The sequence below is a fragment of the Vibrio sp. 10N.286.48.B8 genome (assembly GCF_003050085.1).
In the GTDB taxonomy this organism is placed as follows: Bacteria; Pseudomonadota; Gammaproteobacteria; order Enterobacterales; family Vibrionaceae; genus Vibrio; species Vibrio crassostreae.
Genome location: NZ_PIGD01000001.1, coordinates 432,641 through 457,557, shown reverse-complemented (window position 1 = coordinate 457,557; position 24,917 = coordinate 432,641). Strand labels below are relative to the sequence as shown.

The window sequence follows — 24,917 nt, the reverse complement described above, 5'->3', positions numbered from 1 at the left end:
GTTGTAATTATTTTACCTTAGAGCGGCTTAATGCGCGTGTACCGCTGAATCTTGGTATAGCTCTGCATCAACTTCTTCACCTTTGTTTGGACGCGGCACAATCTCAAATGAGGTGTCAGCTTCAGTCAGGGAAGACAACAGTTTGTTCAGAGATGATTTGTCACCTTTCACGCCTGCTTGTCCGTCTTCTAACAGTTTTCCAAGGCTTGTTTTCTTAAGCACGATATCAGACACGTCAGACTTATTGATGATCAGTGTCGTTTCAGCGTCTTGTAGCTCGCTTACTTGAATGTTATTCAGGTTACCGTTAGACATCTCAACGTAGTAGAACTCTTGCACATCTGGTAGCTGAATATTCAATGTAAATGGTGTTTCTTGCGCTTTTAGAGAATCCACTTTTACTGCTAAGTAATCGAGTAGGTTTTCAATCGTCATGTTCGCTAACACGTCCGGAGATGCCGTTTTTGGTGCGCCCGGCTGAGTGCCAATGCGAAGCTCTTGAGCGCCCGTTAGGTAGATGTTTCTCCAACCTGCACCTTCTGATTGATAACCCAATTGCTCGTAAGTATCTGCCAATAGGCCACGTGCAACTTTGTTATCTGGTTCTGCTTGAATCACCTTATTCAATGCGGTTGCAACGAAGCGGTATTCACCTTCTTGGAAATCTTGTTGCGCTTTTTCAATCACAGCATCGCTGCCGCCCATGTACTCAACAAACTTCACCGATTCTGGCTCGATTGGTAATGGGTTTAGGTTCGCCGGGTTCATATCGAAGTAACCAAGATACATGTTGTACACAGCGCGAGCGTTGTGAGAGTAAGTACCGTGGTACCCGTTTGTGTGCCAAGTCTGCTGAATGCTGTCTGGCATTACTTCGTAAATCGCATCACCGATGTCTTGCAGAACCACACCGTTATTCGCTAAGCGAAGCGTTTGGTTATGAGTAAAACCGTAAGCATCACGTTGCATTTTTAAGTAGTCAGAAATCTCTTCTTCACCCCAAACTGGAGCTGAGTGGGAGGCGAATAACACCTCAGTTTCTTCGCCCCATGTCACCAACATTTCGTTGATCTTCTTCGACCACTTCAAGCCATCACGTACTTTTGCACCACGCAGTGTGTACAGGTTGTGCATGCCTTGGTAAGTCAGCTCACCAGTCCAAAGTGCTTTCATACTAGGAATGTAGGTGACCATTTCTGATGCCGCTTCGGTGCCTGATGCATCCATGAATTGCATTTCTAGGCCATCAATAACCAGAGTTTCAATCTCTTCGTTATGGTTTAGTTCGTAGTCTGGCAGTACGTAAGTAATGCTACCTGTTGATAGGCCTTTAGACAGCGCCGCATCGACAATACCGTGCTTGTGTCGGTTCAACGTTGCACCGTACTGATAAGCGGTACGACGAGACATTGCATTACCCGCCAATACGTTCTCATCTACGATTTCTTTAGTGATGTTTTTCGAACCGTACACTTTTACATCTGGGTATGCATCTTTGATTGCTCTCGCGCCACCAAAGTGGTCAGCGTGAGAGTGAGAGTAAACCATTGCAACGACTGGCAGTTCACCGCCATCAGGTACGTTTTTCTGGAAAAATTTAAGAGCTTTAGCTGCTGCTTCTTTGGTAAGAAGAACGTCGTAAGCAATCCAACCACTGTCACTACGAATGAAAGAGATAGACGCTAAATCCGCACCACGAACTTGGTATACTTTACCCGGAACAACTTCATATAAACCTTCAGCCGCTTGGTTTAATACCGCTTGGCGCCAAAGTGAAGGGTTTACCGAATCAGGTGCTTGGTCTGCGTTATTAACACTTGGATCGATGAAGTTAAAGCTATTGCGAATGATGTCGCCAGTCTCTTGGTCAAAGCTAGCAATCAAGCCTTTGTTGTTATTCTCAAAAGCGCGAATATCAGCAAAGTTAAGAGTTTTTGCGAACTCGTTGTTTGCTTTAGTGGTCATTTCGGTTGCATTTTTGCCACCTTGGTCGCCAATTTCGCTGAAGTGTGCGTGGTCATGATTGGCTGCAACCGCAGGGAATGCGAGAGAAATAGCTAGGAACAGTGATGCATTTTTGAATGTGCGAGAAGTTTTCATAATAGCCTCTTCATTTCAGAATTTTGTTTCGTTGAGGCGATTATAGGAATAAGACATATAGCAAAAAATAAAGTAAGCTTTATTTAACACATCACGAACTGTTATGTGTTGTATGCTTAATAGTGACATATTGAAGCCGAAAGCTCGTCGTAGGCTCGATGCGACCACACCTGACATGGAGAGTGATTGTGAGTGATGTTGAAAAGTTAGACCTGAATTTGCTGAACGTGTTTTTGGAAGTATACCGATTAAAGTCGATTACCTTAGCATCGGAATCACTGGGTATGACTCAGCCAGGAGTGAGTGGTGCATTGAAGCGACTCCAATCTCAGCTTGATACTGACCTGTTTATTCGTGAAGGTCGAGGGATCATTCCGACTAACGCTGCGGTGCAACTGGCAAGCCGAGTAGAACCCGCACTCGAGGGGATAACCAGCGCAGTCAGTACTTTAAAGCAATTCGATAACCAGCAGCATCATGTATTCAGACTTCTAGTGAATGAGATCGGTTTAACCAAGCTTCAGCCCCTTGTCGAGCAAGATGAAACGCTGGGAAATATCTCAATCGAATTCAATATGGTGCCAAGCAATGAGGAAGATCTTCTGCAGAGTTTGAGCATGCAACAAGCCGACTTGGCGATCGATATTCACTACCCACAAGTGAATGGTTATATGAACCAGCAAGTGATCGAAGATGAGCTCGTATTGATCGCCAAGAAAGGGCACCCAAGGATTGATGGTTCGGTAACGGAAGAGCAGTACTATCATGAGAAACACATCACCTTCAGAATGCGTCGCTCTCGCCTCTATACCGCAGATTACTTTACAAAAAGCCCGATACAGCAACGAAAAGTCAGTTCCGAATGTGATTCATTGATGACCATGTGTGTGTTGGTGTCGGGCTCAGATTGTGTAGGCAGTACGTCTCGTGATTTTGCTAATCAGTTTGCGGAGCGATTCCAACTGCAAGTGCTCGACCAGCCTTTCGAGGTCTTGCCTATGAAGCAGTATATGATTTGGCATAAGAGAACCGATTTGAATCCTGCTCATCAGTGGTTGAGAAACAGGATTCAACAATACATGGCCGACTAACGAGCCGCTCTTGCTGCTCGTTTCTGTTTGGCGCCCTCTATCATCTTAGACGGCGTCATTCCGGTTACTAACATAGTACCAGTGATAACAAGAATTGAACCAACCACTGTGTTGATACCAATCGCTTCATCTAAGAAAAGGTTGCCCCATAAGATGCCAAAAACAGGAATCAAGAAGGTGACAGATAGAGCAGAAGGCGCACCAAGTTCATTGATGAGGTTGAAATAAAGTAGGTACGCTAACCCGGTACATACTGCACCCAATAAGATGACCGATGTGGTGATAGTGAGATCGGGGGCTTCTCGCATTGGCATGAAAAATACAAATGGCAATACGATTAACACCGCTGCCCACATGCTGCCGTGGGCATTGTTGAAGGCTTCAACTTTAGGTGCTGTTTTGGTGTAGTTAGACGCGATACCGTAGCTAAATGCGGCCATCACGGCTGCAAAGATTGGAAGAATTGCTTCTTGGCCAATATTGAACGCATCCCATCCGACTAATACGCTAACCCCAGTAACACCAATACCTAGCCCAAGTAATACCTTGCTCTCAAGTGCAGTTTTGGTCCATATGGCTCCAATGATTGCCGCCCATATCGGTGCTGTGGAGTTCAGAATCGCGAGGGTTGAAGCATTCAGTGTTTGAGCCGCATAAGCGAAACACAAAAAAGGAAGTGCGGTGTTAAACAAACCGAGAATGAAAAAGTGTTTCGAATGAGCATTAAATGAGAGCTTTCTCTTTAGATAAAAAGAAACCAAAAGTAGGGTGATTGCCGCACACAAAACTCGCGCTTCAATTAGGACCGCAGGGCCTAAAGGATTCGCTGCAATTCTCATGAAAAGGAACGAGCCTCCCCATATAGCAGCTAGCATGATCAGTTTAAAATAGCTCACAGTTTGAATCTCGATTGTGTAAAACACCGACTATGGAGCAAAGCTATCTATTACACAAATTGATATGCCAATATTGCGCAGCGACTGGGTGAAATATCACCAAATAAATAGGAAGGTATTTGACGTTTTCTGTTCTGTTTATTGCGCCTTATTTGCGGAGTAACCTAATGCTAAATATCCACATTAGGTGTTAGAAATGAAGATTGAACATATCGCAATTTGGACCAAACAACTCGAAGTACTGAAACGATTTTATGAAGATTACTTCGGTGCTACGGCTAACCAGAAATACCATAATCCATCTAAAGGCTTTTCTTCTTACTTCTTATCTTTTGATACCGGTAGTCGTTTGGAACTGATGGAGATGGACTCGGTTCCTGAATCGAAAGATGACATCTATGATCAGTTCACTGGCTTTGTTCATATGGCGATTTCGTTGGGGTCAGAACAAGCCGTCGATGAACTGACTCACCGCTTAGTCGAAGATGGTTATGAACGTTTAGACGGTCCAAGAAGAACGGGCGATGGATATTATGAGAGCTGTGTCCTCGATCCTGATGGTAATCGCTTGGAACTTACCGTTTAATGTAAGGACTTGATTGAATGACTTACGGATTTGAGGGGGCAGTGATGAAGTGCATGTTGGCTTTTGTTTTTAGTCTGAGTTTGGTGGGATGTGCGTCTTCGGAGCTAGCGCAGGTTTATGCACCAGAGACGACAATCGAACCATCTCAATCGATTGGCTACCTTGGCTTCAAAGATCATCAAAACTGGGCTATCAAATTCAATGATTGTACGGTTTACGATCTAACCGGAGCTCAACCGTATCAATGGTTTGATCGCACTTCTGCGTCTGTAAGTTGTTATACCTTTAAGCCAAGCGACGCTATTGCACCTTTGCCTGTTTATTCGAGTGCAAGTTTCGAGAGCGATCAGCTTACCTCGATTGAACGTTTTCAAGAGCTGCAGGTGTCGTATTCTGGTTGGGGCCGTTTTCCTATTGTCTATGATAAAAACGGCACCAATTGGTTAAGGGTAAAAGAAGGTTGGATTCATCTTACGCTCGCTGACCAGACACTCGTCCAGTTCTATCCGGGAACTCAAGATCAGTCTGCTAAATCACAACATGATCAGTATTTTGAGCACCATTAATAAACGCATGATCAATGCCCCTTGCTAAATGCGGTTTGGGGCATAAATAGGTAATCAGTTAACAGTTAGCCTGAACAATGGACTGTTAGTGTTTCCGCTTCACTTTGATGATAAACGGTAGGATGGCACTGAATAAAATCAAGCTCGCACCGATCAAAGCGAGTGAGTTTGGTAGTTCAGCAAACAACAGATAGCCTAGAACCATTGAGTAGATCATTTGTGAGTATTCGACATTCGACACCACGTTCGCTTCTCCCCATTTGTAGGCCGTCACACCAAACCATTGACCAATAGACGAGATCACACCAACCAATATCAACAGCAGGAATTCAGAACCTGTTGGCCATTTCCACTCAATAATTGCCGGAACTAGAGCGACTGCGCCAACGAATATCGCTTGATAAGCCAACACCACGACCTTGGATTCTATATTAGCCATTCTTCTCACACAGATAACCGCTATCGCCGCACCTAACGCAGCAACCAACCCCGTCCCGATATAGAACAAAGACTCACTTTCTAACGTCGGTTGCACGACCAACATCACCCCAGTAAACCCTACCAATATGGTTGCCATTCGTGCCCAGCCTACGTTTTCTTGCAGGAACAGGCGGGAAATGACTGCCACAAACAACACCTTCATAAACCCTAACGCGGTCGCGTCGGCAAAGGGAATGTTACTCACGGTTAAGAAGCTAAAGTAGAGGGCGATGAACGCCCCGGTGACGCGCCACACATGCATCGACACCATCTTAGGATTGAGCATCGCATCCATGTTACTGACCATAGAAGGCATTAACAGAGTCACAAAAACAAGCTGACGAAACAGTAGAATTTGGAAGATGTCGATGGTTTGGCTTAACTCTCGCACGATCACACCCACTAAAATAGACAGCGCGTTCGAGATAAGCGCGAGTGCAATTCCTTTGGCTGGGTCGGATAGCGAATTAAAAAATGACAGCAGTGGTTGAGGCACTGCAAAGGAACGATTTATAGACATGACATACCTCGATGTAAATTGAGTATGAAGTCTAAAGCCTACACTGGTAGACGGGTCAAACAAGCTTTTCAAAATATTGAGAGGAATCATTAATAGAACTCATTAACTTGTCATTATTTATATTAATAGAAATCAGATGAAAACATAAAAATCTCGGTTAATAAATGAACATGTTCGTAATTCCACGGCAACTTTCATATTTTGACGTAATTAACGAGCTGGATAAATTCTGAGGGAATAAGCTGAATCATGAATATTCCCATTTTATTGATAAGGGTATTTATCTCGAATAGTTCTTGTTAATATAAAAACAATGTAAAATCAGTGATAGTATTGACAGTAAGGTAGTGTAACGATGCGAGTCACGACAAATAAATATGCTATTTTTACAAAAAAATAATTAAATTTATATTATTAGCGTGGTTGATAAATGAATAATCTTGATTTGATGTTGCATTTGTCAATTTAAGTGTTTGTTTATGTTTGGTATTGTTGTTCATTTTTTTCTGTTATGTGGTAGGTGTCATGAATGCTGGCTGATTTTACATTGATTAAGTTATTAATTAAGTTTGTGTTGGCTGTTTAATAATTAAATAGCGTGTAAGCAATAGTTATCAGAATGGATAATGCCACTTGTAATAGTTGATAATATAAATTTAAAAATAAGGTGAAGACCTTAGGATGAGTTTAATTATCAAAAAATCGTCATATACAGTGATAACGTTGTCTGTTCTTTAATTTTCTTAATAAATAATATGTAAGGTCAACACTATGAAGTTGTCGATAAATAAGTCATTGTTAATAGCAATGTCAGCGTGTGTTTTTTCTAATGTAAGTGTTGCTGAAATTAATGGCGACTATCATGTGGTAGATGATGACCTAACGGCTGATCATAACGAAAGCAACGGTGTGCCGATGCCTTTTTATGCTAACGGGAGAATGCAGTCCAAACTCAGTGTTTCTGTTTCTTTTGCGGATAGCTACGGCAGACCAGTGACCGTATCTAAGAGTGACTTAGAGGGAGCGATATCTTTTTACCTAAAGAATAGTGGGCAGGAGTTAGGTAAAGATAAAGACTGCAGTTACGGAAGCGGTTGTTGGGGATACACGTTGAATCCAAATGACTACTCTCACCAAATGGGCAGCAGTTACGGTTACTCGAAAACCCTTCCTACGTCTCGTGTTTCAGCAAGTGATACTAAATTAACCGCTTGGGTGTATAGCAACGAAGTCGCTCAATATCGTGAAGTGTGTATGAAGGTTAAGTTCGATGCCGGAAGCCAGTATGACAACAATTACTACGATAGCTGTGCCTTCCCGAATGAAAGCAGTGCGTTCTACCAAAGCGTGCAGCCTAAGTCTTACAGCGCTGCTGATTTTTCTGAGCTTGGAGAAGGTGAGTTGGTGTGGGAAGAAGCCAACGCCGACGGGTTCTATTTTGATAAAGCAGAGATGCGTAACTTTTATGTGACGCCGAAAGATACGTCCGTTCAACTGGTTCAGGTTGCTATGGATAACTTTGACGAGTCGGATAGCGATAAAGTGTTCCTAAACGATGAATGGTTGGGCTGCTACTCAGATTGCCCAGACGATAATCGCTCTGTGAAAGGCTATATATTTGTTCCAGGTTCAGAGCGCAATGTCTCTGACGAGTATGTTTGGAATAGTGCTGCTGGTGAAGGCCGAACTGCTGTGTGGCGTGTTAACCAACAGCTAAGATCAGTGACTCTTAGCAAGCTGTTATATTCGAACAACGGAACGTCAAACAACGATTCGCAAAAAGAGTACCGATTTACTGTATTCGACCAATACGGTAACAAGGGACCATTGAAGCTTATTTATCCTCAAAGTGAATTTACTGGTGGTGGTCAGAAGTGGGATTACACCCGTTGGACCCTAGTTAGCCAATAACACTCGAACAAAACAGAGTTAGCTCAAGCATTTGAGCTAACTCATCCACTTTAGGGGAAATTTATGTCTAATTGGACTTCAAATGCTTTTAACTTTGATAGTTTTTGTTCGGGCGGTGTAGACCAAAGGACCAGAAGCTACTCATACCAAATCTTACTTGGCTCTCTTATTGGTAACTGGCTCAAGGGACCAAACCTCGATATCTCTATTCAATTCTCACCATACTCAGCAGATAACCTTGGTTTTGGTAAAGGCTGGAAGTTAAATCTTCCGAGATACGATATTGAAAATAAACAACTCTATCTAGCCAACGGGCAATCTTATCGCGCTGAATTAAATGCCAATCTAGAAATGAGTATTCGTTACAAAAAGTTGCTCGATTTTTCGGTATCGTCTAGCGCGAATGGTTACGAAATTACTTATAAAAATGGCCGTACTGATATTTTAGATAAAGATGGTGACATCATTAAGGTACTCCAAAGCAATGGGCATGCCCTCTATTTCTCTTGGCTCAATGTTGGCGGCAAGAAACGCTTGGACAAAATTTGGGACGATAGAACAAACAAGCAAACAGCGCTGCTGTGGATTGAATATGTGAGCACAGGTCGCGTCAATATTTTTACCAATCTTGGCAGTACCCACGAGGCCTTTTTTGGTCTTACGCTAAATAACAGTAAGCTGGTTAAGTGTGACTTACCTGAGCGCGCTGGTAGCTATAGCTTTGGTTATCTAAACATTGGTACATACACGCTAATTGAGAAAGTGGTTCATCCTTGTGGTTTAACGGAAAGTCTGCGATACAAAGCTAATGGCATTCGAATTAATTCGATGACCTATTTGCCTGCGGTGACTTCTCATGATGTACTGACTCTCAACTCTCCTGTCATCACGACGACCTATGACAGTATTGGTACCGATAGTCGTAATTTTATGGGGTACGGATCGCCCGGTGGAGAATTGAGCGAAGGGCTTGATAATTTGCTGGAGCGCGGCAGAGAGTACAGCTATCGCGTACAAAAAATTGAAAATGGCTCTATTGTCACGGCTCAAACCTACAATCAATTCCACTTGCTTGTTGAAGAAGCTCGACGCGTCGATGGCAACCTGGTTCATTTGAAAAGGTTGGATTACCCCGCCCTTGATAATCAAGAGTTCTCCGCTCAACCCGCTCAGTACTCATTGATCAGTAAAGAGGAGCAGGTTTGGCTTTCTGGAGCGGATAGCCAAGCTCAAAATAGATTCTGGGACTATGACGAATACGGCAACATGCTCAGGTTTGTCGACGAGAATAGTATTACAGAACACTATGAATACTTCGCTAAAAATGGAGAAGCGGGCTGTCCTGCATCACCAACGGGCATGGTTAATTTCGTTAAATCCCGCACGTTAGACAATGGCTCTGAACAAAGAGTGATTGCTTACCAGTATGCTTCTCTAGAGGGGTTAAATGGTCAGCGAGACGTAGTGCTGAGCCTAGAAGAAGATACACAACGTTACCAAACTCATTACGCTTATCAAACTGATACTAGTGATACCTATTCATTTAGCCGACTGGCTTCGGTACAAAATGACATTCTTCACCCTAACGGTGTCTATTCTGCTACTTCACGTTATCAGTATGCATTGGATAATGATGTTCTTGAAGAACACGAAGAACTGACTTGTCATGATAATACGAAAACCAATCTTGTTGTTGGTCACTACCTTGATATTGGTGAGTTAGCACGACATGTTGACTCTGACGGTGTCAGCTGTTCATTTGCTTATGACACGCTTCGAAGAACCACCGAAGAGCGAATTGAAGGAAGTGCTTCCCGTTCGTACCAATACATTGTTGATACTGGCTTGAGCCGACAAACTCTGCTGTTAACTGACTGCAAAGGTAACTTGTGTGAGCAGAGCTGGGATGGTCAAGGGCGAGAATTAGAAGCCAAGGTTGGAAGTTCAGTCGTATGGACCAAAATGTACGATGCGTTTGGCAGGCTGCAAAGCAAGAGTACCTATGATGTGCTGCCCGATCGAAACTCCAGATCAGCGCCTGTAGTGTTAACTGAGAGCTATGAATACGATGATTGGGGGCAGGTTAAATCGACACTGCTTGCGAACGGAAAACGTCGCGTTGAATTTAACAACCTTGCATCGCGTAAGAAAACCCAAGGTATTGAAGGCTTAACCATGACGGTGAGCTCTCTAAACACTTGGGGCCTTGAAGATAAAAAAGAGCAAGGGATCCATAGCTGGAATTATGAGTATGACTCGTGGGGAAGGCTGATCAAAGAAACCAACCCGTTTGCTCAATCTAAGCACTACCATTACGACCGTTTTGATCGCGTGATTCGCATGACTCAAGCGAACGGTGTCGATCACGACATCACCTATGCTGAGCATACCGATCAGTCACAGGTTGTAGACCTGAAGATTGGTGGGACAACGGTGGGACAACGTGACATTGATGGCTTAGGGCGTCAGCGATCACTACGACGCGGTGCGAGTACTCAAGCGGCGCTGAGTTGGTCCTACTCAGACAGCAGTAATATTCCTGAAACTGAAACTAGCTTGTCAGCGCCAGTGCGTAAGTTTACTCGCGATAGTCAATTGGGTGTATTGAGTGCCAAGTCGTCTGATGGGCAGGTTGCTAACTATAGTCATGACCCAATATCCGGCTTGCAAACCGGGAGTCAAGATAGTGAAGGCAATCAAAGTTCCATCACCTATTCGTCGAAGGGGTTGCCTGAAGTTGAGGTAAATGATGGACAGATTCGTTACTACAGCTATTCGGATGGCGGGGTTATCGCTGCCGTTGATAGCGACACGGATACTCGACAGTATGGTTATGATGAACTCGGACGCTTGGTGAAGCTGAGCTCAAACTCGACAACGGTTTATTACGAGTATGACGAGTTTGATCGGGTGATCGTCGAGACTTTAGTGTCTGGTAATCAAACCCAAATTACGGAGCTTGATTGGGATGAGTACAGCCGTGAAGTGAATCGTGCTGTTGCCTTGAACAACCATTATATCTTTGAGCAATCACAAGAATATAACGCGCTGGGTATGCTCGAATCTCGTACCAAAGAGTGTGCGACATTAGGCAACCTGACAGAAAGCTATACCTATGAAGAGCTTGCTCAGCTTACTAAAGTCGAATTCTTTGGGGCGGGACCTTTGAGTGATTGGGGACAGCCAATGACTTCAATTGAATGGAGCTATGACGAGCTGGGTAATATGTTGACTCAGCGTACATTGACGGCCGAATCTGAAGATTTCGCTCGTTATTTTTACGAGTCGGATGACCCTAGTCGGTTGACCAGTATTACTCACTCTCATCCAAAACTTGATAGCCAAATATCAATCGAGTACGACTTGAATGGCAACATGACTCAAGATGCGGATGGTCGAATTCTTGAATATGACAATTTCGACCGATTACAGCGTGTGTTAGCTGATAATACCGAATGGCTCTATCAATATGACAGCAACGACCGACTGTCTACACAACAGTCCGTTTCTGAATCTCGTCACTTTAACTATCTATGGGGTGACCTCGCTTCGATCGAGGAAAATGGCAAACTCACTCAGTATATCTATCACGAAGGAGTGCCTAAATGGTCAGAGATGGACTCGGAAACCACGTTGTTGGCGACGGATCAAAATGGTTCTGTCATTGCCTCTAATACTTCAGGGAAAGCGGGTTCGATGTACCGTTACTCTCCATATGGACAACGCGATCAAGCGGGGAATGTAAATGAAGAATAAAGACTCGGTATTTATTACCCCACTTAATCGCCGTCAGTTTCTGATTAAAATTGGTCAAACAGCGGCAGTGGCTGGTGGCATATCCTTGCTACCGACTTCAGTTCGTTTGGCGATGGCGCAGTCGATGACAATCTCTCATTCAGACATTGGCTTCAATGGTGAGTGGCTAGACCCCGTGTTGCAAGGTTATCACTTAGGACAAGGCTATCGTGTTTACCAACCTAAGCTGATGCGTTTCAATGCCCCCGACAGTTTGGCGCCTTTTAATGAGGGTGTTCATAATGCTTATGTGTATTGTCACAATGATCCTATTAATTTCACTGACCCAAGTGGGCACTTGAATATCAGCAAGATCTTGTTTGGTGCTTTTGGTGTACTTGCTGGGATAGTTGGTATTGCATTGGCGGCACCTACTGGTGGTTCAAGCTTGGTGTTGGCGGCTGGTATCATCGGTGGTATTGCTGGGATGACCAGTGGTGCATTGCAAATTGCATCTGGTGTTATCGATGATGGGGACATTTCCCGTAAGCTTGATATAGCGACGATTCCTTTCGATATTATTGGTGTGGTAAGTGGCGGGTATTCGGCCTATAAGTCGGTTCAGAATCTGCGTTGGGTAAGAGCTGGCGGTGCTCTGGAAGATGTGACACAGCCAGGCCTTGGCTCTCGCTTAATGAATAAAATCAGGCCTTCGAGTGAGTACAATGTGGCATGGGCGAGTAAAACGAACCCGGCCATGCGAATAGGCAGCTCTGAGGGACGGGTGATTGCGACCAGAATGACTCAGGGCGGCAAGACGATGACGTACACGCCTCCCCCGATTCACGGTGGCTACACAAAGATCCTCCTTGGGCAGGTAAAGGTTGGTGCACGAGGCTATACCATCTATCAAGGTATAATGACGGCGCGCTCGATTGGCAGTTTGGGCTGGTCTACGGTCAAAACGATACCTGGGCGCTTGGATCAGGAAAAGTCATCAGCGGATAATATGGTAACTGAAGGCAGAAGTGCTAACCCTGCTGCTAAGAAGACCCAAATGTACGCACTCGAAGAGACCAGACAGCGCATAAAATATGGTAATGAAGTACAGCAAATGATCCGTCAATTGCCATTGTCTTAGCCTGCTCTATTTTTTCTTGAACAATGTAAAGCCAGCTCAATCTTAGTTGAGCTGGTTTTTTTGTATTTATTATTGGCGTTTTTGAACGTTAGCTGTAAATCATGAGCACTTCCCTTAGATTCACTTTGTGATCAAAAAAAGATCAAAAAAAGATCAAAAACAGTTGCTGAAACCGGTTTCGGTGTGTATCTTTATTGCACATTGAAACCGGTTTCAGAATTGCAGCTTTTAAGTTTGTTATCTTAAACCTATCTATTTTCTAGCGAATAACTTGTAGCGAGTGATGGTATGAACAACGAATTTCCAAACGATTTTTTATGGGGTGGCGCGGTTGCGGCGCATCAGCTAGAAGGCGGCTGGGATGCGAATGGTAAAGGTGTCAGTGTTGTTGATGTATTGACAGCGGGCGCTCACGGTGTACAACGTCGAATCACCGATGGTGTAATCGATGGTGAAAACTACCCAAACCAAGTGGCGGTTGATTTCTACCATTGCTACAAAGAAGACATTAAGTTATTTGCTGAGATGGGCTTTAAGTGTTTCCGTACTAGTATCGCGTGGACGCGTATTTTCCCGAATGGTGATGAAGCTGAGCCATGTGAAGCGGGCTTAAAATTTTACGATGACCTGTTTGATGAGCTTCTGAAATACGATATTCAGCCAGTTGTGACGCTGAGCCACTTTGAAATGCCTTACCATCTAGCCAAAGAATACGGTGGCTGGATGAACCGTAAAGTGATCGACTTCTTTGTTAAGTACTCAACCACGGTGATGGAGCGTTACCAGCACAAAGTGAAATACTGGATGACGTTTAACGAGATCAACAACCAAATGAATACCTCGGCAGATATCTTCGGTTGGTTGTGCTCTGGCGTGAAGTTCCCACAGTGCGAAAAACCGCAAGAAGCGATGTACCAAGCGGTTCACCACCAGTTTGTTGCAAGCGCATTGGTAGTTAAGAAAGGTCATGAGATCAACCCAGATCTTCAGATCGGTGCAATGTGTGCGATGGTGCCTTTCTACCCTCGTTCTTCAAAGCCAGAAGACATCATGGTGGCGCAGCAAGCGATGCGTGATCGTTACTTCTTCTCTGATGTCATGGTTCGTGGTCACTACCCAAGTTACGCCAAGCGTGATTGGGCTATCAAAGGCTTCAATATCGAAATGCAGCCTGAAGATGAGCAAATCCTAAAAGAAGGCAAAGCGGACTATCTTGGTTTTAGCTACTACATGTCGAATACCTTGGATTCGTCGTCTCACCAATCAACAGAAGAAGTGATGGACGGTGGTCATGAAAACTCAGTAGAGAACCCGTTCATCAAGTCGAGCGATTGGGGCTGGCCGATTGACCCAACAGGCCTGCGTTACTGCTTAGCGTCTCTTTACGAGCGCTATGAAGTGCCACTGTTCATCGTTGAGAATGGTTTTGGTGCGGTTGATACCATCGAAGAAGATGGCAGCATTAATGATGACTATCGTATTGCTTACCTTGGCGATCACATCAAAGAGATGAAAAAAGCCGTTGCGATCGATGGCGTTGATCTAATGGGCTACACCCCGTGGGGCTGTATTGATTTGGTGTCGTTCACCACCGGTGAGATGAAAAAACGTTACGGTTTCATTTATGTAGACAAACACAACGACCAGTCAGGAACACTAGAGCGTAAGCGCAAGAAGTCTTTTGAGTGGTACAAAGGCGTGATTGCATCTAATGGTGCCTCTATTTAGAATGCCTCTTACTGCGTCGTTCTACGTAATATAAAGATACGCGCAATATGAACTAGCATTAAATTAGTCGGCTTATGTCGGCTAATTTTTTATATAAGGAAAAGAAGCAAATGGTCACAATGCTTGATGTCGCGAACCGCGCAGGGGTATCTAAGTCGACGGTTTCTCGTGTCTTAAACGGCAAGAATATCGTGCGCCCAGATGTGGTGAAAAAGGTATTTGATGCGATTCAAGAAACGGGCTATCGACCGAACTTATTAGCTCAGCAATTGGCGACCAAGAAGACCAACTTCATCGGCTTTGTGATCACCAATGAGCTGTTCAACGGTCCTTACTTCTCTTCTTTGATGTATCACGCGGCTTCTTACAGTGAAAAATCGAGTCACCAATTGGTGATCACCGATGGCAAACACAGTGCTGAAGACGAAAGAAAGGCGATCAATTTCCTACTCGATATGAAATGCGCCGGCATCATCATTTATCCGCAATGTTTAACGGAAAGCGAGATCGCTCAGATCATCGAAAGCACGGATACACTGATTTTGGTGCTCAACCGGGAAATGCCTTCGAAGCCTGAGCATGCTATCACTACCGATCATTATCACAGTGCTTGTTTGATGGTTGAACACATCATAGATCTGGGACATACAGAGATTGCGGTGATTCGTGGTAAAGCTGGCTCATCGACCGATGAACAGCGTTATCAAGCCTATCAAGATGTGCTCACGAAGCATGGTATTGAGCTGAACGAGTCTAGTGTGGTTCAAGGCGATTGGACGATGGAGAGTGGTTACCTTGCCGCGCAAGCTTTAGTGGAAAGCAAGGCAAGCTTCACTGCGATTCTGTCTGAAAACGATGACATGGCGATTGGCGCGATTAAGGCGTTAACGGAGCTAGGGTATTCATTACCTCAAGATATCTCTATCGTCGGTTTTGATAACAGCAAAGTGGGTGAGTTTTTAACACCAAGCTTAACCTCTGTGAGTGTGCCACTTGAGCAAATGACGCAAAAAGCGATTCTGCAAATTGTTGGTGATGCTGAACAAGCTGAGGCCATCAACACTACCGGCAGTTTGGTGCTGCGCGATTCAGTTGCTCAGCGTATTTAAGCTCAATTAACAGAGAGTCGATTTCATATTTGGCCTACAAAAAGTGATGGGCTATACATCTCTGAAATCGTGCTAAAGCCTTGCTTACTCCGCTTTATTAGATATGCGATATTGCGTTCTTTGGTCGTTGAATTGACCATTTTTAGGTAAGTAGTGTGAAAAGAGGTAAGTAACGTGAAAACAGAAAAACAAAAAATGTTAGCTGGTGAGCCTTATTTAGCATGGGATGAGCAGCTGTATGGCGAGCGAATCGAGTGTCGTAAGGTACTTCAAAAACTCAACAACAGTATTCCTGATACATCTGAATGGAAAGCGGCGACTCAAGAGCTTATTCCCGGCTGTGAAAATGCGCACTTAGAGCCTCCATTTCGGTGTGATTACGGCTCGAACATCAAGTTGGGCAAGAATTTCTACGCTAACTTTAACTGCGTGATTTTGGATGTGGCTGAAGTCACCATTGGTGACAATGTACTGCTTGGTCCTAATGTACAAATCCTTACAGCAGGCCATCCATTAGATGTGAAAGGCCGAGTTGAAGAAGGTGTGGAATTTGGTACACCGATTAACGTTGGTGACAATGTTTGGTTGGGTGGCGGTGTGATTATCTGTCCTGGTGTCACCATCGGTGAAAACAGCGTGATCGGCGCCGGAAGTGTCGTGACCAAAGACATCCCAGCCAATGTGGTTGCAGTGGGCAATCCATGTAAAGTGCTGAAATCGATCGATAACGACTAAGTTTACTGAATACTTTCATCATCTACATTAGAGCGATTCTCTATGTGTACGTGAGGGACTTAGCTTTCTCGATTAATTATTACCAATACGTAATAATCATTTCCAAAAATAGGGGATTATCAAAATTGGTATCCCTACCTATACTAGCCCCAACAAAACGAGAGAGCGATAACAAACAAGCTCAACGTTGACTGACTAATATAGGAAAATCACATGACTATCGAAATCAAACCTGGTCAAACTCATATCCAATCTAAAGCTATGGTTGCTTGGAAAGCGGGTGAGCCACTAAAACGTGAAACGGTTGACGTTGAATTGCCAAAGGCTGGCGAAGTACTTGTTCGTATCGTTGCTACTGGTGTTTGTCACACTGACGCATTCACTCTTTCAGGTGACGATCCAGAAGGTATCTTCCCTTCTATCCTTGGTCACGAAGGTGGCGGTATCGTTGAAATGGTTGGCGAAGGCGTAACAAGCGTTGAAGTTGGCGACCACGTTATCCCACTTTACACAGCTGAGTGTGGCGAATGTAAATTCTGTAAGTCTGGTAAAACTAACCTTTGCCAAGCAGTTCGCGAAACTCAAGGTAAAGGCCTAATGCCAGATGGCACAAGCCGCTTCTCTATCAACGGTGAGCCAATCTTCCACTACATGGGTTGTTCTACTTTCTCTGAGTACACAGTACTTCCAGAAATCTCACTAGCGAAAGTAAACAAAGAAGCACCTCTTGAGGAAGTTTGTCTTCTAGGTTGTGGCGTAACCACTGGTATGGGGGCGGTACTGAACACAGCTAAAGTTGAAAAAGGCGACACTGTTGCTGTATTCGGCCTAGGCGGTATCGGTCTATCTGCAATCATCGGTGCTCGTATGGCTGGTGCAAGCAAAATCATCGGTGTTGATATCAACGAGAGCAAATTCGAGCTAGCGAAACAACTTGGCGCGACTGACTGCATCAACCCAATGAACTACGACAAGCCAATCCAAGACGTTATCGTTGAGATGACAGACGGCGGTGTTGATTACTCATTCGAATGTATCGGTAACGTAAACGTGATGCGTCAAGCGCTTGAGTGTTGCCACAAAGGTTGGGGTGAATCAGTTGTGATTGGTGTTGCAGGTGCAGGCCAAGAGATCTCAACTCGTCCGTTCCAACTAGTAACAGGTCGTGTATGGCGTGGTTCTGCTTTCGGTGGTGTTAAAGGCCGCTCTGAGCTTCCAGAAATCGTAAACCGTTACATGGCGGGTGAGTTCGGACTACAAGAGTTCATCACTCACACTATGGGTCTTGAAGACGTAAACGAAGCATTCGAACTAATGCACAAAGGCGAGTCTATCCGTACTGTTCTACACATGGATAAATAGCCTTAAATCTTAAACCTCATCTGGTTTTCATAAAGTCCGTTAGATTGAATCTCTAACGGACTTTATTTTTTCCTAGGCACACTTTACCAAGGAATATTTTTATTAAAGGTTGTTCCCTTTAATAAAGGTATCTGAATTGTCCTACAGGGTTACTGGAATTGTCCTTATGTTGACTAAACTTCGCCACTCTTTACCTCTTCAGTTAATGTTAGCTGCTTTGCTTGCATGGCTTTTTGCACAACTTATTGCTTCAACCTCTGGCATTACCCAAACGGGGTGGTATCAGTTCTTAATGCTTGGCAAAACTACTTATATCGGCTTGCTAAAAATGGTCGTTGGCTTGGTAGTTTTATTCTCGCTATTGCAAGGTATAACAAGCATTGGTTCGATAACTCGATTGAAGCAAATTGGCCGAAATACCGTACTTTTCTATAGCTTCACGACGCTGATAGCCATCTCTTTGGGCTTGGGGGCTTCACTGTTGTTGCCTGCTTGGGAACCTTTAACCAGCGTTGCTGCGATTGGAGACGATGTTCAGCTTATCAGCGAAGATGCGGCAGGAGGAGCTGCTATTGCCAGCAAGCTGTTTAGCATGGCATTAGTGAACCCGGTAGCGGCATTAACCAATGGTAACTTGCTCGCGATTGTTGTGTTCTCATTCATGTTGGGTATTGCTCTGCTTTCTTCATTGCCAGAAAAACACCCGATTTTTGAGGTGCTTCATGGCTTGAACAAGAGCATCAATACCATTGTTGGTTGGATAATTCGTTTAGCTCCACTAGCGGTTTTCGCCATTGTCCTCGATTTTACCGTTCGTGGTGGTGAGTCACTGTTTGAGCAATTGGCACTGTTTGCTTTGCTCGTGTTTGTGCTGACTCTGATCCACGGAGCGATTGTCTTGCCGACTATTGCGAAGGTGATGACTGGGATTCGTCTTAGCACACTATTCAAAGGTATCTCGGCACCGATGGCGATGGCGTTCGCAACGTCATCAAGCTCTGCTACTTTGCCACTGGCGATGCAGAGCGCAGAAGAAAAGCTCGGCGTATCGCAAAGTACAAGTAGCATGGTGTTACCGCTTGGCGCAGTGATGAACATGGATGGTACGGCACTCTTCGAAGGTGTCGCGGCAATCTTCTTGGCTCAACTGTTTGGTGTGGACCTCACGACTTCTGGCTTGGTGATGATCTTCATTATGGCGATGGTCTCGTCTGTGGGGGCTCCGGGTATGCCATCTGGATCTATGTCTGGCATGCAGCTGGTGTTATTGGCCGCTGGTATACCACTGGAAGCAATCGCGATTCTGCTGATTATTGAACGCCCGTTAGATACATTCCGTACCGCGGTTAACGTTGAAGGTGACATGATTGCTGCACTGGTCGTGGATAAATGGCAGAAACAACAAAAGACAGTGCTTGAGCCTGCACTGAGCGAGTCAGTAGTTTAGAGAATATCAAGTTCAATGAAAAAGCCCGTTCAGGTGTTCTGAACGGGCTTTTGTTGTTTGTTAATGTGTGCAGTCATTCAGTGTTGATCGGTACATAACCTTTATGCGAACAACAGATTTAACACTTACGTAAGTAGTGAGTAGTGACGATCTCATCAAGGTAAGTCGTGACGTTTTTGAGCGTAAAGTCGAGAGGAGAGACTAAGTTACCAAATAGCGGAGATCCGCCACCAAGAACAACGGGAATCGTCGAGATGATCAGTTCATCAATCAGGTCTTCTTTCAGGAAGTTTTGAATGGTCACACCGCCATCAATATACAGGTTGTTAAAGCCTTTACCGTTCAGCTCTTCGATGATCTGAGTGAGCTCACCCTTTATCAAGAACACTTTTCCTTCAACCTCTTTAGGTACTTCCGTCAACGTGTTACTCAATACATAAACAGGTTTTGTGTAAGGCCAATCAATACCGAAGCTCAGCACCATATCCATTGTGTTTCGGCCCATTACCAAAGCATCAATACGATCGATATGGGCGTTGTACCCCATGTCATCACCCTCTGGATTTGGGATGGCTTGTAGCCAATCTAGACCACCATTTTTGTCTGCAATGTAACCATCAAGACTCGCACCGATAAAGACAATATTTGACATTGTTAACTCCGAAATTGAACAGAAACTTGGCATTTACGCTGTATTAAATTAAAATATTCTACAGTGTAGAAATATAAGTTTAAGAGGTGGTGTTATGACTGTCAAGGATCAAAAGCGAGGTCGACCAAAGAGTGGATCAAGCCAACTAAGTGCCGAAAAGATCTTAGATACGGCAAAGTGCATGATGCGGGAAGGTGGTAAAGTGCCGAGTATCAGAGGGTTAGCCACAGAGCTCGGCGTCGATGCGATGGCGATATACCATTACTTCAAAAACAAAAATGATCTATTGGAGTCGATCACTGTTTCATTAGTAGGTGAAGTGGCACAGCCTGAGAAAAACCAAGTGTGGCAAGAGAACCTTTATCAGCTTAGTGTGAGTTACTTGTCGGTATTGAATGACTACCGTGGGTTGCTAGAAACTCTACTAACGATGAAATCGCTTGGGCCTGTTGAGGTGTTTGGTAAACGCTTTGAAGCGGTGTTGAGTCCGCTGAACCTTACATCAGAACAAACCGAAGACGCCCTTCACTTGCTAGTGGACTATTTGCACGGTTATGCGCTTGCATTGAACTGTAACCCGGATAGAACAGAGATTACGGTTGAGATGGTAAGAAAGCCTTTAGGCCTTTATTGTTTGGCTATCGAACAGTTGAGATCGCAGTAATTTCAGAGCAAAGGTGAGGGTTTCAGGGCGCGGTTTAGCTATGTGCTGCTCTCGATGGAGTACTGATGTTTCATTTATAGTGGATAATTACCTATAAATTTCAGGCTTTAGCAGTAATAATCAATGAATAGACCTGAACAGCTTGTGAGTCGCAAAGCTGTAGGGACAGTTTCTAAGATGTCACCGTGAAAAGGAAGTCAGATACATGCCTGTGCTCCAACGCATCAGTTTAACGTTAATCTTAATCGCCGTTTTAGGCGGGTGTTCTTCACTTCCTGAAGGCATCGAGCATCCAACAGAACCGCCAACCTCTCCTGCACCTAGTTCTTTATCGGTTCTAACCAATGAATTTCAGCCTGAAGCTTTAGAGCAAGGCACCACCGCGGTTCGCCTGCAAGAGTCTGGTTGGGATGCCTTGGCACAGCGATTAGCGCTGGTCGAAAGTGCCGAGCACACCATCGACATTCAATACTACATCTGGAACTCTGATGAATCGGGCAGCTACCTAGCCAGCCGTTTGTTAGCCGCGGCCGAGCGTGGTGTGAAGGTTCGCGTAATGCTGGATGATATCAACCTCAACGAACGTGAAGGTTTGCTGTCGGCACTGGATGCGCACCCGAACGTCGAGATTCGTATTTTCAACCCAACGCCAACACGTCGTGGCTTCAGTAAATGGTTGAGCTTTGTCGGTGACTTTTCTCGCTTAAATCGCCGTATGCACAATAAGTCGTTTACCGTAGATGGCACTTTGTCTGTGGTTGGCGGCCGTAATATCGGTGATGAATACTTCGACCTTTCTGATGAAATCAATTTCCGAGACCGCGATGTATTAGTCATGGGTTCCGTCGTCACGACTATCCAAACCAGCTTTATTGAATACTGGAACAGCCGCTGGTCTTATCCGGTAGATATGTTGGGCGATGAAGAACAACCAGATATCTCAGCAATTGAGAATATCGCTGCTCCGCAATATCTGAATTACCCAGAGCTACCACTAGATCGTGAAGCGGCAGATAGCCTGCTAAAAAAGGCACTTGGTGAGATGACTTGGGTTAATGCGAGTTTTGCTTATGACCGACCTGTTCCTGTTGACTCAGACAATACCGCTCAGCCGAAAGCGACCGCGCTTCTATTAGGGCAATTGGCCAGCGAATCGAAGCAAGAGATCTTGCTTGAGTCAGCTTACCTTGTATTCGATGACGGTCAGCTTGAAGAGTGGCAGGTATTGAACAACCAGGGCGTTGAGATAAAAGCGCTAACGAACTCTATGGCTTCTAATGATCTGGTGACTAATCATTCTGCTTATGCGGGCAGACGTTACGACATGTTGGAGCATGGCATCGACCTGTTTGAGCTAAAACCAGAATCTAAGCTGTGTGAAGCATCGACGCAAGACGCGTCTAAATGTGCGCCTGAGACGGCCTATGGCTTGCACGCTAAATCAGTCGTATTTGACCGCAGCATCGCGAGCATCGGCTCATTTAACTTCAACTTGCGCTCTACCTATCTCAATACTGAATCGGTTTTGATCATCGAGAATAAAGAGATTGCTGAAACGTTAGCAAAAACCATCGAACAAGCGATGAATGAAGACAACAGCTGGCGCTTGGAACTCGAAGACGGAGACGTGTATTGGTATTCAGGTGAACAAAGCTGGGATAGCGAACCAGAAACCGGTAAGTGGGAACGAATGCAGTCAGGCTTTTTGCAATTGCTACCGATTGAGAAATATCTGTAAGCTAGCCGCCTCCGGATAAATAAAAATGTCAGCGTATAATACGCTGACATTTTTGTTTGTGGCGATGGAAAGGTAGCTTATTTATCTAAGCAGCGTCTTGAACGTTATCTTTTAGTCAGTTGCTTACTGTTCAAATACGGCAGAATATGTGGGCGAGATTCGCCAGACAGCTTTTGCGTGATCTGCTGTGACCAACTGCTCTGCTTTTGGTTGCTTGAACGGCTTGCGTAGTAGCTCTGCATTGAATCATCGTAGCTGGCAATTTCATCTAGGCTCAGCGGTTGGTATTGGTTTTCGTGCATCACCACGTGAGCTGGAAGGCGAGGCTTCACCTCTGGTTGTTGTGCCGGGTGACCTAAGCACATTCCGAACAATACGGCGGTGTGTTGTGGCAGTTCTAGCAGTTCATCCACTTGTTGTGCGCTGTTACGCAGCCCACCAATATACACGCCACCCAAACCTAGAGACTCAGCAGCCAGCATGCAGTTTTGCGCCATGATGCCTGAATCGACTGCGCCAATCAGGGTCAGTTCAGTAAAGTCGGTTTTCACTTCAGGGTTGATTTGAGCGTGGCGTTGATAGTCGATACAGAACACCAAAAACTCTGCCGCGTTCTCAACGTAAGCTTGGTTACCTGCGTATTCGGCTAACAGTTTTCGCTTATCTTTATCTGTCACTCTGATGATAGAAACAGCCTGCAGTAAGCTTGATGATGACGCAGCGAGACCTGCCTGGACAATTAAATCGAGGTGCTCCTTCTCTATTGGTTGATCGGTATATTGACGAATGGAGCGGTGCCCCAGAATAGTTTCAATCGTGCTGTTCATAACTCTCAGACAGTCCTTGTGATGATGGTGTAGAGAATCACAATAACGACAATTACTATGAGCGTAAAGGGCGTTAGAGCCTTTCTGATTAGCGTAATGTTGTAGTGCTAGCTCCGATTTTTGAGCTCCTGTTGATAATTGATTCATGTCGGTTGTTATGCTGCTGGTTTTGATTGTTGAGCAGAAATTGCTTCGAAATAGGCGTTAAATGCTCAGAACAGTCAGATAAAATAGGGCATACTGGACTGAATATATAAACCAAAGAAAGTAACCACGCGCATGAATCCAATCTGCCTCAACGACCCTTTTTCTCTTCCTAATGGTCAAGTAATCAAAAATCGCCTGTTCAAATCGGCAATGAGTGAACAGCTAGGTGATAAACACCATAACCCTAAGCAAGGTTTGGTCACGCTTTACCTGCGTTGGGCTCAAGGAGGAATTGGTCTATCCATGACGGGCAACGTGATGGTCGATAGAGGTGCGCTTGGTGAACCTAAAAACGTTGTGTTAGATGAGCACAGTGACTTAACCGTATTTCGTGAGTGGGCGAGTGCCGGAACACAGAATGGTTCGCAGATATGGATGCAACTGAATCACCCAGGTAAGCAAATCCCTAAATTCTTATGTGATAGCCCGGTTGCGCCTTCGGCTATCTCTTTAGAGCGTGGATTAGAGAAGGGCTTCAATACGCCACGAGCTCTGACTGAAAAAGAAATAATCGCAATCATTGATAAATTTGCGCTGAGTGCAAAGCTTGCAAAACAAGCAGGCTTTACTGGCGTGCAGATTCACGGTGCTCATGGTTATCTTGTAAGTCAGTTTTTGTCTTCGAGACACAATCAACGCCAAGACAAATGGGGTGGCTCACTCGAAAACCGACTTCGTTTCGTGCTTGAGGTTTATCGCGCGATTCGAAAAGAGGTCGGTGACGATTTCCCTGTCGGGATTAAGCTCAACAGCGCCGACTTCATGAAAGGTGGCTTCACTGAAGAAGAGTCAATGCAAGTTGTGCAAACATTGAGTGATAACGGTATTGACCTGATTGAGATCTCCGGCGGCACCTATGAAAGTCCATCAATGATGGGTTCAAAGAATAAGGCTGAACCAATCAAGTCCAGCACAGTAAAACGTGAAGCGTATTTTATGGATTACATGGTTAAGGCGAGAAAACTCGTCAGCACTCCGCTGGTGGTCACGGGTGGTTTTCGAACCGCGCAAGCAATGAATGACGCATTAAACACCTCGGCGACCGATTTTATTGGTATTGCGCGCACAATGGCGGTTGATCCTGATTTCCCAAACAAGTTAATTGAAAACCCTAGCCACGGCATGCCGCTAACGGTGCCAACCACAGGAAAACCCGCATTAGACAAAGTGGCGATGGTCGGGCTGGTTTGGTATGAACATCAGATGTGGCGCATTGCCTCTGGCAAGAACGCCGACCCAAAACTAAGCGCACTCGGTGTGGTGTTAAAAACAATTTTCAGCGCTGGCTGGCACGCTTTCAAAAAGCGTAGAGCGTAAGCAGTCATGGATTGTTAAAGCAGAATTTTGAGGAATTGAAGTTCTGCTTTTTTGTTTGGTCAGCGAGTTTAGCCTGGTCAGCGAGCGCAAATAGAAAGGTAAGAC

At 44.8% G+C, this 24,917-nt stretch carries 19 protein-coding genes; 14 read left to right on the top strand and 5 right to left on the bottom strand.

The genetic code is table 11. From position 1 onward, the window contains the following. Positions 1–27: 27 nt before the first annotated feature. The gene (locus CWO08_RS01890; protein ID WP_102432577.1) at positions 28–2,100 is read right to left on the bottom strand and encodes an alkyl/aryl-sulfatase; all 2,073 of its coding nucleotides are present in this window, start codon (positions 2,098–2,100) and stop codon (positions 28–30) included. Between the two features lie 188 nt (positions 2,101–2,288). Here CWO08_RS01890 and CWO08_RS01885 point away from each other — a divergent pair, with 188 nt between their 5' ends. Then, positions 2,289–3,191 carry a LysR family transcriptional regulator gene (locus CWO08_RS01885; protein WP_108019657.1) on the top strand — a complete coding sequence of 301 codons (903 nt, stop codon included), beginning with the start codon at positions 2,289–2,291 and terminating at the stop codon, positions 3,189–3,191. Here the strand turns inward: CWO08_RS01885 and CWO08_RS01880 are convergent. Beyond that, positions 3,188–4,030: a DMT family transporter gene (locus CWO08_RS01880; RefSeq protein ID WP_258185272.1), complete on the bottom strand. Its 843-nt coding sequence runs from the start codon at positions 4,028–4,030 to the stop codon at positions 3,188–3,190. The genes CWO08_RS01885 and CWO08_RS01880 overlap by 4 nt on opposite strands. A gap of 253 nt (positions 4,031–4,283) precedes the next feature. Here CWO08_RS01880 and CWO08_RS01875 point away from each other — a divergent pair, with 253 nt between their 5' ends. Beyond that, positions 4,284–4,673, top strand: coding sequence for a VOC family protein (locus tag CWO08_RS01875; RefSeq protein WP_108019655.1), 390 nt, complete (start codon positions 4,284–4,286; stop codon positions 4,671–4,673). A 41-nt stretch (positions 4,674–4,714) separates the two neighbouring features. Beyond that, a complete protein-coding gene (locus tag CWO08_RS01870) occupies positions 4,715–5,239 on the top strand; it encodes a hypothetical protein (RefSeq protein WP_108019781.1) in 525 nt (174 codons plus the stop codon). Positions 5,240–5,324: 85 nt separating this feature from the next. Here the strand turns inward: CWO08_RS01870 and CWO08_RS01865 are convergent, their stop codons facing one another. Beyond that, complete coding sequence (locus tag CWO08_RS01865) at positions 5,325–6,239, bottom strand: DMT family transporter (RefSeq protein ID WP_108019653.1); 915 nt, start codon at positions 6,237–6,239, stop codon at positions 5,325–5,327. A gap of 783 nt (positions 6,240–7,022) precedes the next feature. Here CWO08_RS01865 and CWO08_RS01860 point away from each other — a divergent pair. From CWO08_RS01860 to CWO08_RS01825, 8 genes are all read left to right on the top strand, one after another. After that, positions 7,023–8,150, top strand: a complete 1,128-nt coding sequence (locus tag CWO08_RS01860; protein ID WP_108019779.1) for a hypothetical protein — start codon at positions 7,023–7,025, stop codon at positions 8,148–8,150. Positions 8,151–8,213: 63 nt separating this feature from the next. Beyond that, positions 8,214–11,906: an RHS repeat protein gene (locus CWO08_RS01855; RefSeq protein ID WP_108019651.1), complete on the top strand. Its 3,693-nt coding sequence runs from the start codon at positions 8,214–8,216 to the stop codon at positions 11,904–11,906. Next, positions 11,896–13,026, top strand: coding sequence for an RHS repeat-associated core domain-containing protein (locus CWO08_RS01850; protein WP_004736818.1), 1,131 nt, complete (start codon positions 11,896–11,898; stop codon positions 13,024–13,026). Before CWO08_RS01855 ends, CWO08_RS01850 begins: the two co-directional genes overlap by 11 nt. Before the next feature lie 288 nt (positions 13,027–13,314). Beyond that, a complete protein-coding gene (locus tag CWO08_RS01845) occupies positions 13,315–14,754 on the top strand; it encodes a 6-phospho-beta-glucosidase (RefSeq protein WP_108019649.1) in 1,440 nt (479 codons plus the stop codon). Positions 14,755–14,864: 110 nt separating this feature from the next. Then, entirely contained in the window at positions 14,865–15,863 is a 999-nt protein-coding gene (locus CWO08_RS01840) for a LacI family DNA-binding transcriptional regulator (protein WP_108019647.1), read from the top strand. 174 nt (positions 15,864–16,037) lie between these two features. After that, positions 16,038–16,598, top strand: coding sequence for a sugar O-acetyltransferase (locus tag CWO08_RS01835; RefSeq protein ID WP_108019645.1), 561 nt, complete (start codon positions 16,038–16,040; stop codon positions 16,596–16,598). A gap of 213 nt (positions 16,599–16,811) precedes the next feature. Beyond that, positions 16,812–17,960, top strand: a complete 1,149-nt coding sequence (locus tag CWO08_RS01830) for an S-(hydroxymethyl)glutathione dehydrogenase/class III alcohol dehydrogenase (protein WP_017631496.1) — start codon at positions 16,812–16,814, stop codon at positions 17,958–17,960. 166 nt (positions 17,961–18,126) lie between these two features. Next, positions 18,127–19,407 (top strand): dicarboxylate/amino acid:cation symporter, encoded by a 1,281-nt coding sequence (locus CWO08_RS01825; protein ID WP_108019644.1) that lies wholly within the window; start codon positions 18,127–18,129, stop codon positions 19,405–19,407. Between the two features lie 118 nt (positions 19,408–19,525). Here CWO08_RS01825 and CWO08_RS01820 read toward each other — a convergent pair whose 3' ends face one another. Beyond that, positions 19,526–20,092 (bottom strand): dihydrofolate reductase family protein, encoded by a 567-nt coding sequence (locus CWO08_RS01820; protein ID WP_102431537.1) that lies wholly within the window; start codon positions 20,090–20,092, stop codon positions 19,526–19,528. Positions 20,093–20,153: 61 nt separating this feature from the next. On the opposite strand from CWO08_RS01820, the gene CWO08_RS01815 reads away from it, so the two are divergent. Further along, positions 20,154–20,723 carry a TetR/AcrR family transcriptional regulator gene (locus tag CWO08_RS01815; RefSeq protein ID WP_108019642.1) on the top strand — a complete coding sequence of 190 codons (570 nt, stop codon included), beginning with the start codon at positions 20,154–20,156 and terminating at the stop codon, positions 20,721–20,723. Positions 20,724–20,928: 205 nt separating this feature from the next. Then, positions 20,929–22,461: a phospholipase D family protein gene (locus CWO08_RS01810; RefSeq protein WP_108019639.1), complete on the top strand. Its 1,533-nt coding sequence runs from the start codon at positions 20,929–20,931 to the stop codon at positions 22,459–22,461. Between the two features lie 104 nt (positions 22,462–22,565). Here CWO08_RS01810 and nfsA read toward each other — a convergent pair whose 3' ends face one another. Further along, positions 22,566–23,288, bottom strand: a complete 723-nt coding sequence (gene nfsA, locus CWO08_RS01805; RefSeq protein ID WP_108019637.1) for an oxygen-insensitive NADPH nitroreductase — start codon at positions 23,286–23,288, stop codon at positions 22,566–22,568. A 279-nt stretch (positions 23,289–23,567) separates the two neighbouring features. Between nfsA and CWO08_RS01800 the strand changes: the two genes are divergently transcribed. Beyond that, positions 23,568–24,812 (top strand): NADH:flavin oxidoreductase/NADH oxidase family protein, encoded by a 1,245-nt coding sequence (locus tag CWO08_RS01800; protein WP_108019635.1) that lies wholly within the window; start codon positions 23,568–23,570, stop codon positions 24,810–24,812. Positions 24,813–24,917 lie beyond the last annotated feature (105 nt).

Bases quoted from the DNA above. Each gene is read 5' to 3' on its own strand.
- CWO08_RS01890 (WP_102432577.1), bottom strand. From the start codon at position 2,100: ATGAAAACTTCTCGCACATTCAAAAATGCATCACTGTTCCTAGCTATT.
- CWO08_RS01880 (WP_258185272.1), bottom strand. From the start codon at position 4,030: ATGAGAATTGCAGCGAATCCTTTAGGCCCTGCGGTCCTAATTGAAGCG.
- CWO08_RS01875 (WP_108019655.1), top strand. From the start codon at position 4,284: ATGAAGATTGAACATATCGCAATTTGGACCAAACAACTCGAAGTACTG.
- CWO08_RS01865 (WP_108019653.1), bottom strand. From the start codon at position 6,239: ATGTCTATAAATCGTTCCTTTGCAGTGCCTCAACCACTGCTGTCATTT.
- CWO08_RS01855 (WP_108019651.1), top strand. From the start codon at position 8,214: ATGTCTAATTGGACTTCAAATGCTTTTAACTTTGATAGTTTTTGTTCG.
- CWO08_RS01850 (WP_004736818.1), top strand. From the start codon at position 11,896: ATGAAGAATAAAGACTCGGTATTTATTACCCCACTTAATCGCCGTCAG.
- CWO08_RS01845 (WP_108019649.1), top strand. From the start codon at position 13,315: ATGAACAACGAATTTCCAAACGATTTTTTATGGGGTGGCGCGGTTGCG.
- CWO08_RS01840 (WP_108019647.1), top strand. From the start codon at position 14,865: ATGGTCACAATGCTTGATGTCGCGAACCGCGCAGGGGTATCTAAGTCG.
- CWO08_RS01830 (WP_017631496.1), top strand. From the start codon at position 16,812: ATGACTATCGAAATCAAACCTGGTCAAACTCATATCCAATCTAAAGCT.
- CWO08_RS01825 (WP_108019644.1), top strand. From the start codon at position 18,127: ATGTTGACTAAACTTCGCCACTCTTTACCTCTTCAGTTAATGTTAGCT.
- CWO08_RS01820 (WP_102431537.1), bottom strand. From the start codon at position 20,092: ATGCCAAGTTTCTGTTCAATTTCGGAGTTAACAATGTCAAATATTGTC.
- CWO08_RS01815 (WP_108019642.1), top strand. From the start codon at position 20,154: ATGACTGTCAAGGATCAAAAGCGAGGTCGACCAAAGAGTGGATCAAGC.
- CWO08_RS01810 (WP_108019639.1), top strand. From the start codon at position 20,929: ATGCCTGTGCTCCAACGCATCAGTTTAACGTTAATCTTAATCGCCGTT.
- nfsA (WP_108019637.1), bottom strand. From the start codon at position 23,288: ATGAACAGCACGATTGAAACTATTCTGGGGCACCGCTCCATTCGTCAA.
- CWO08_RS01800 (WP_108019635.1), top strand. From the start codon at position 23,568: ATGAATCCAATCTGCCTCAACGACCCTTTTTCTCTTCCTAATGGTCAA.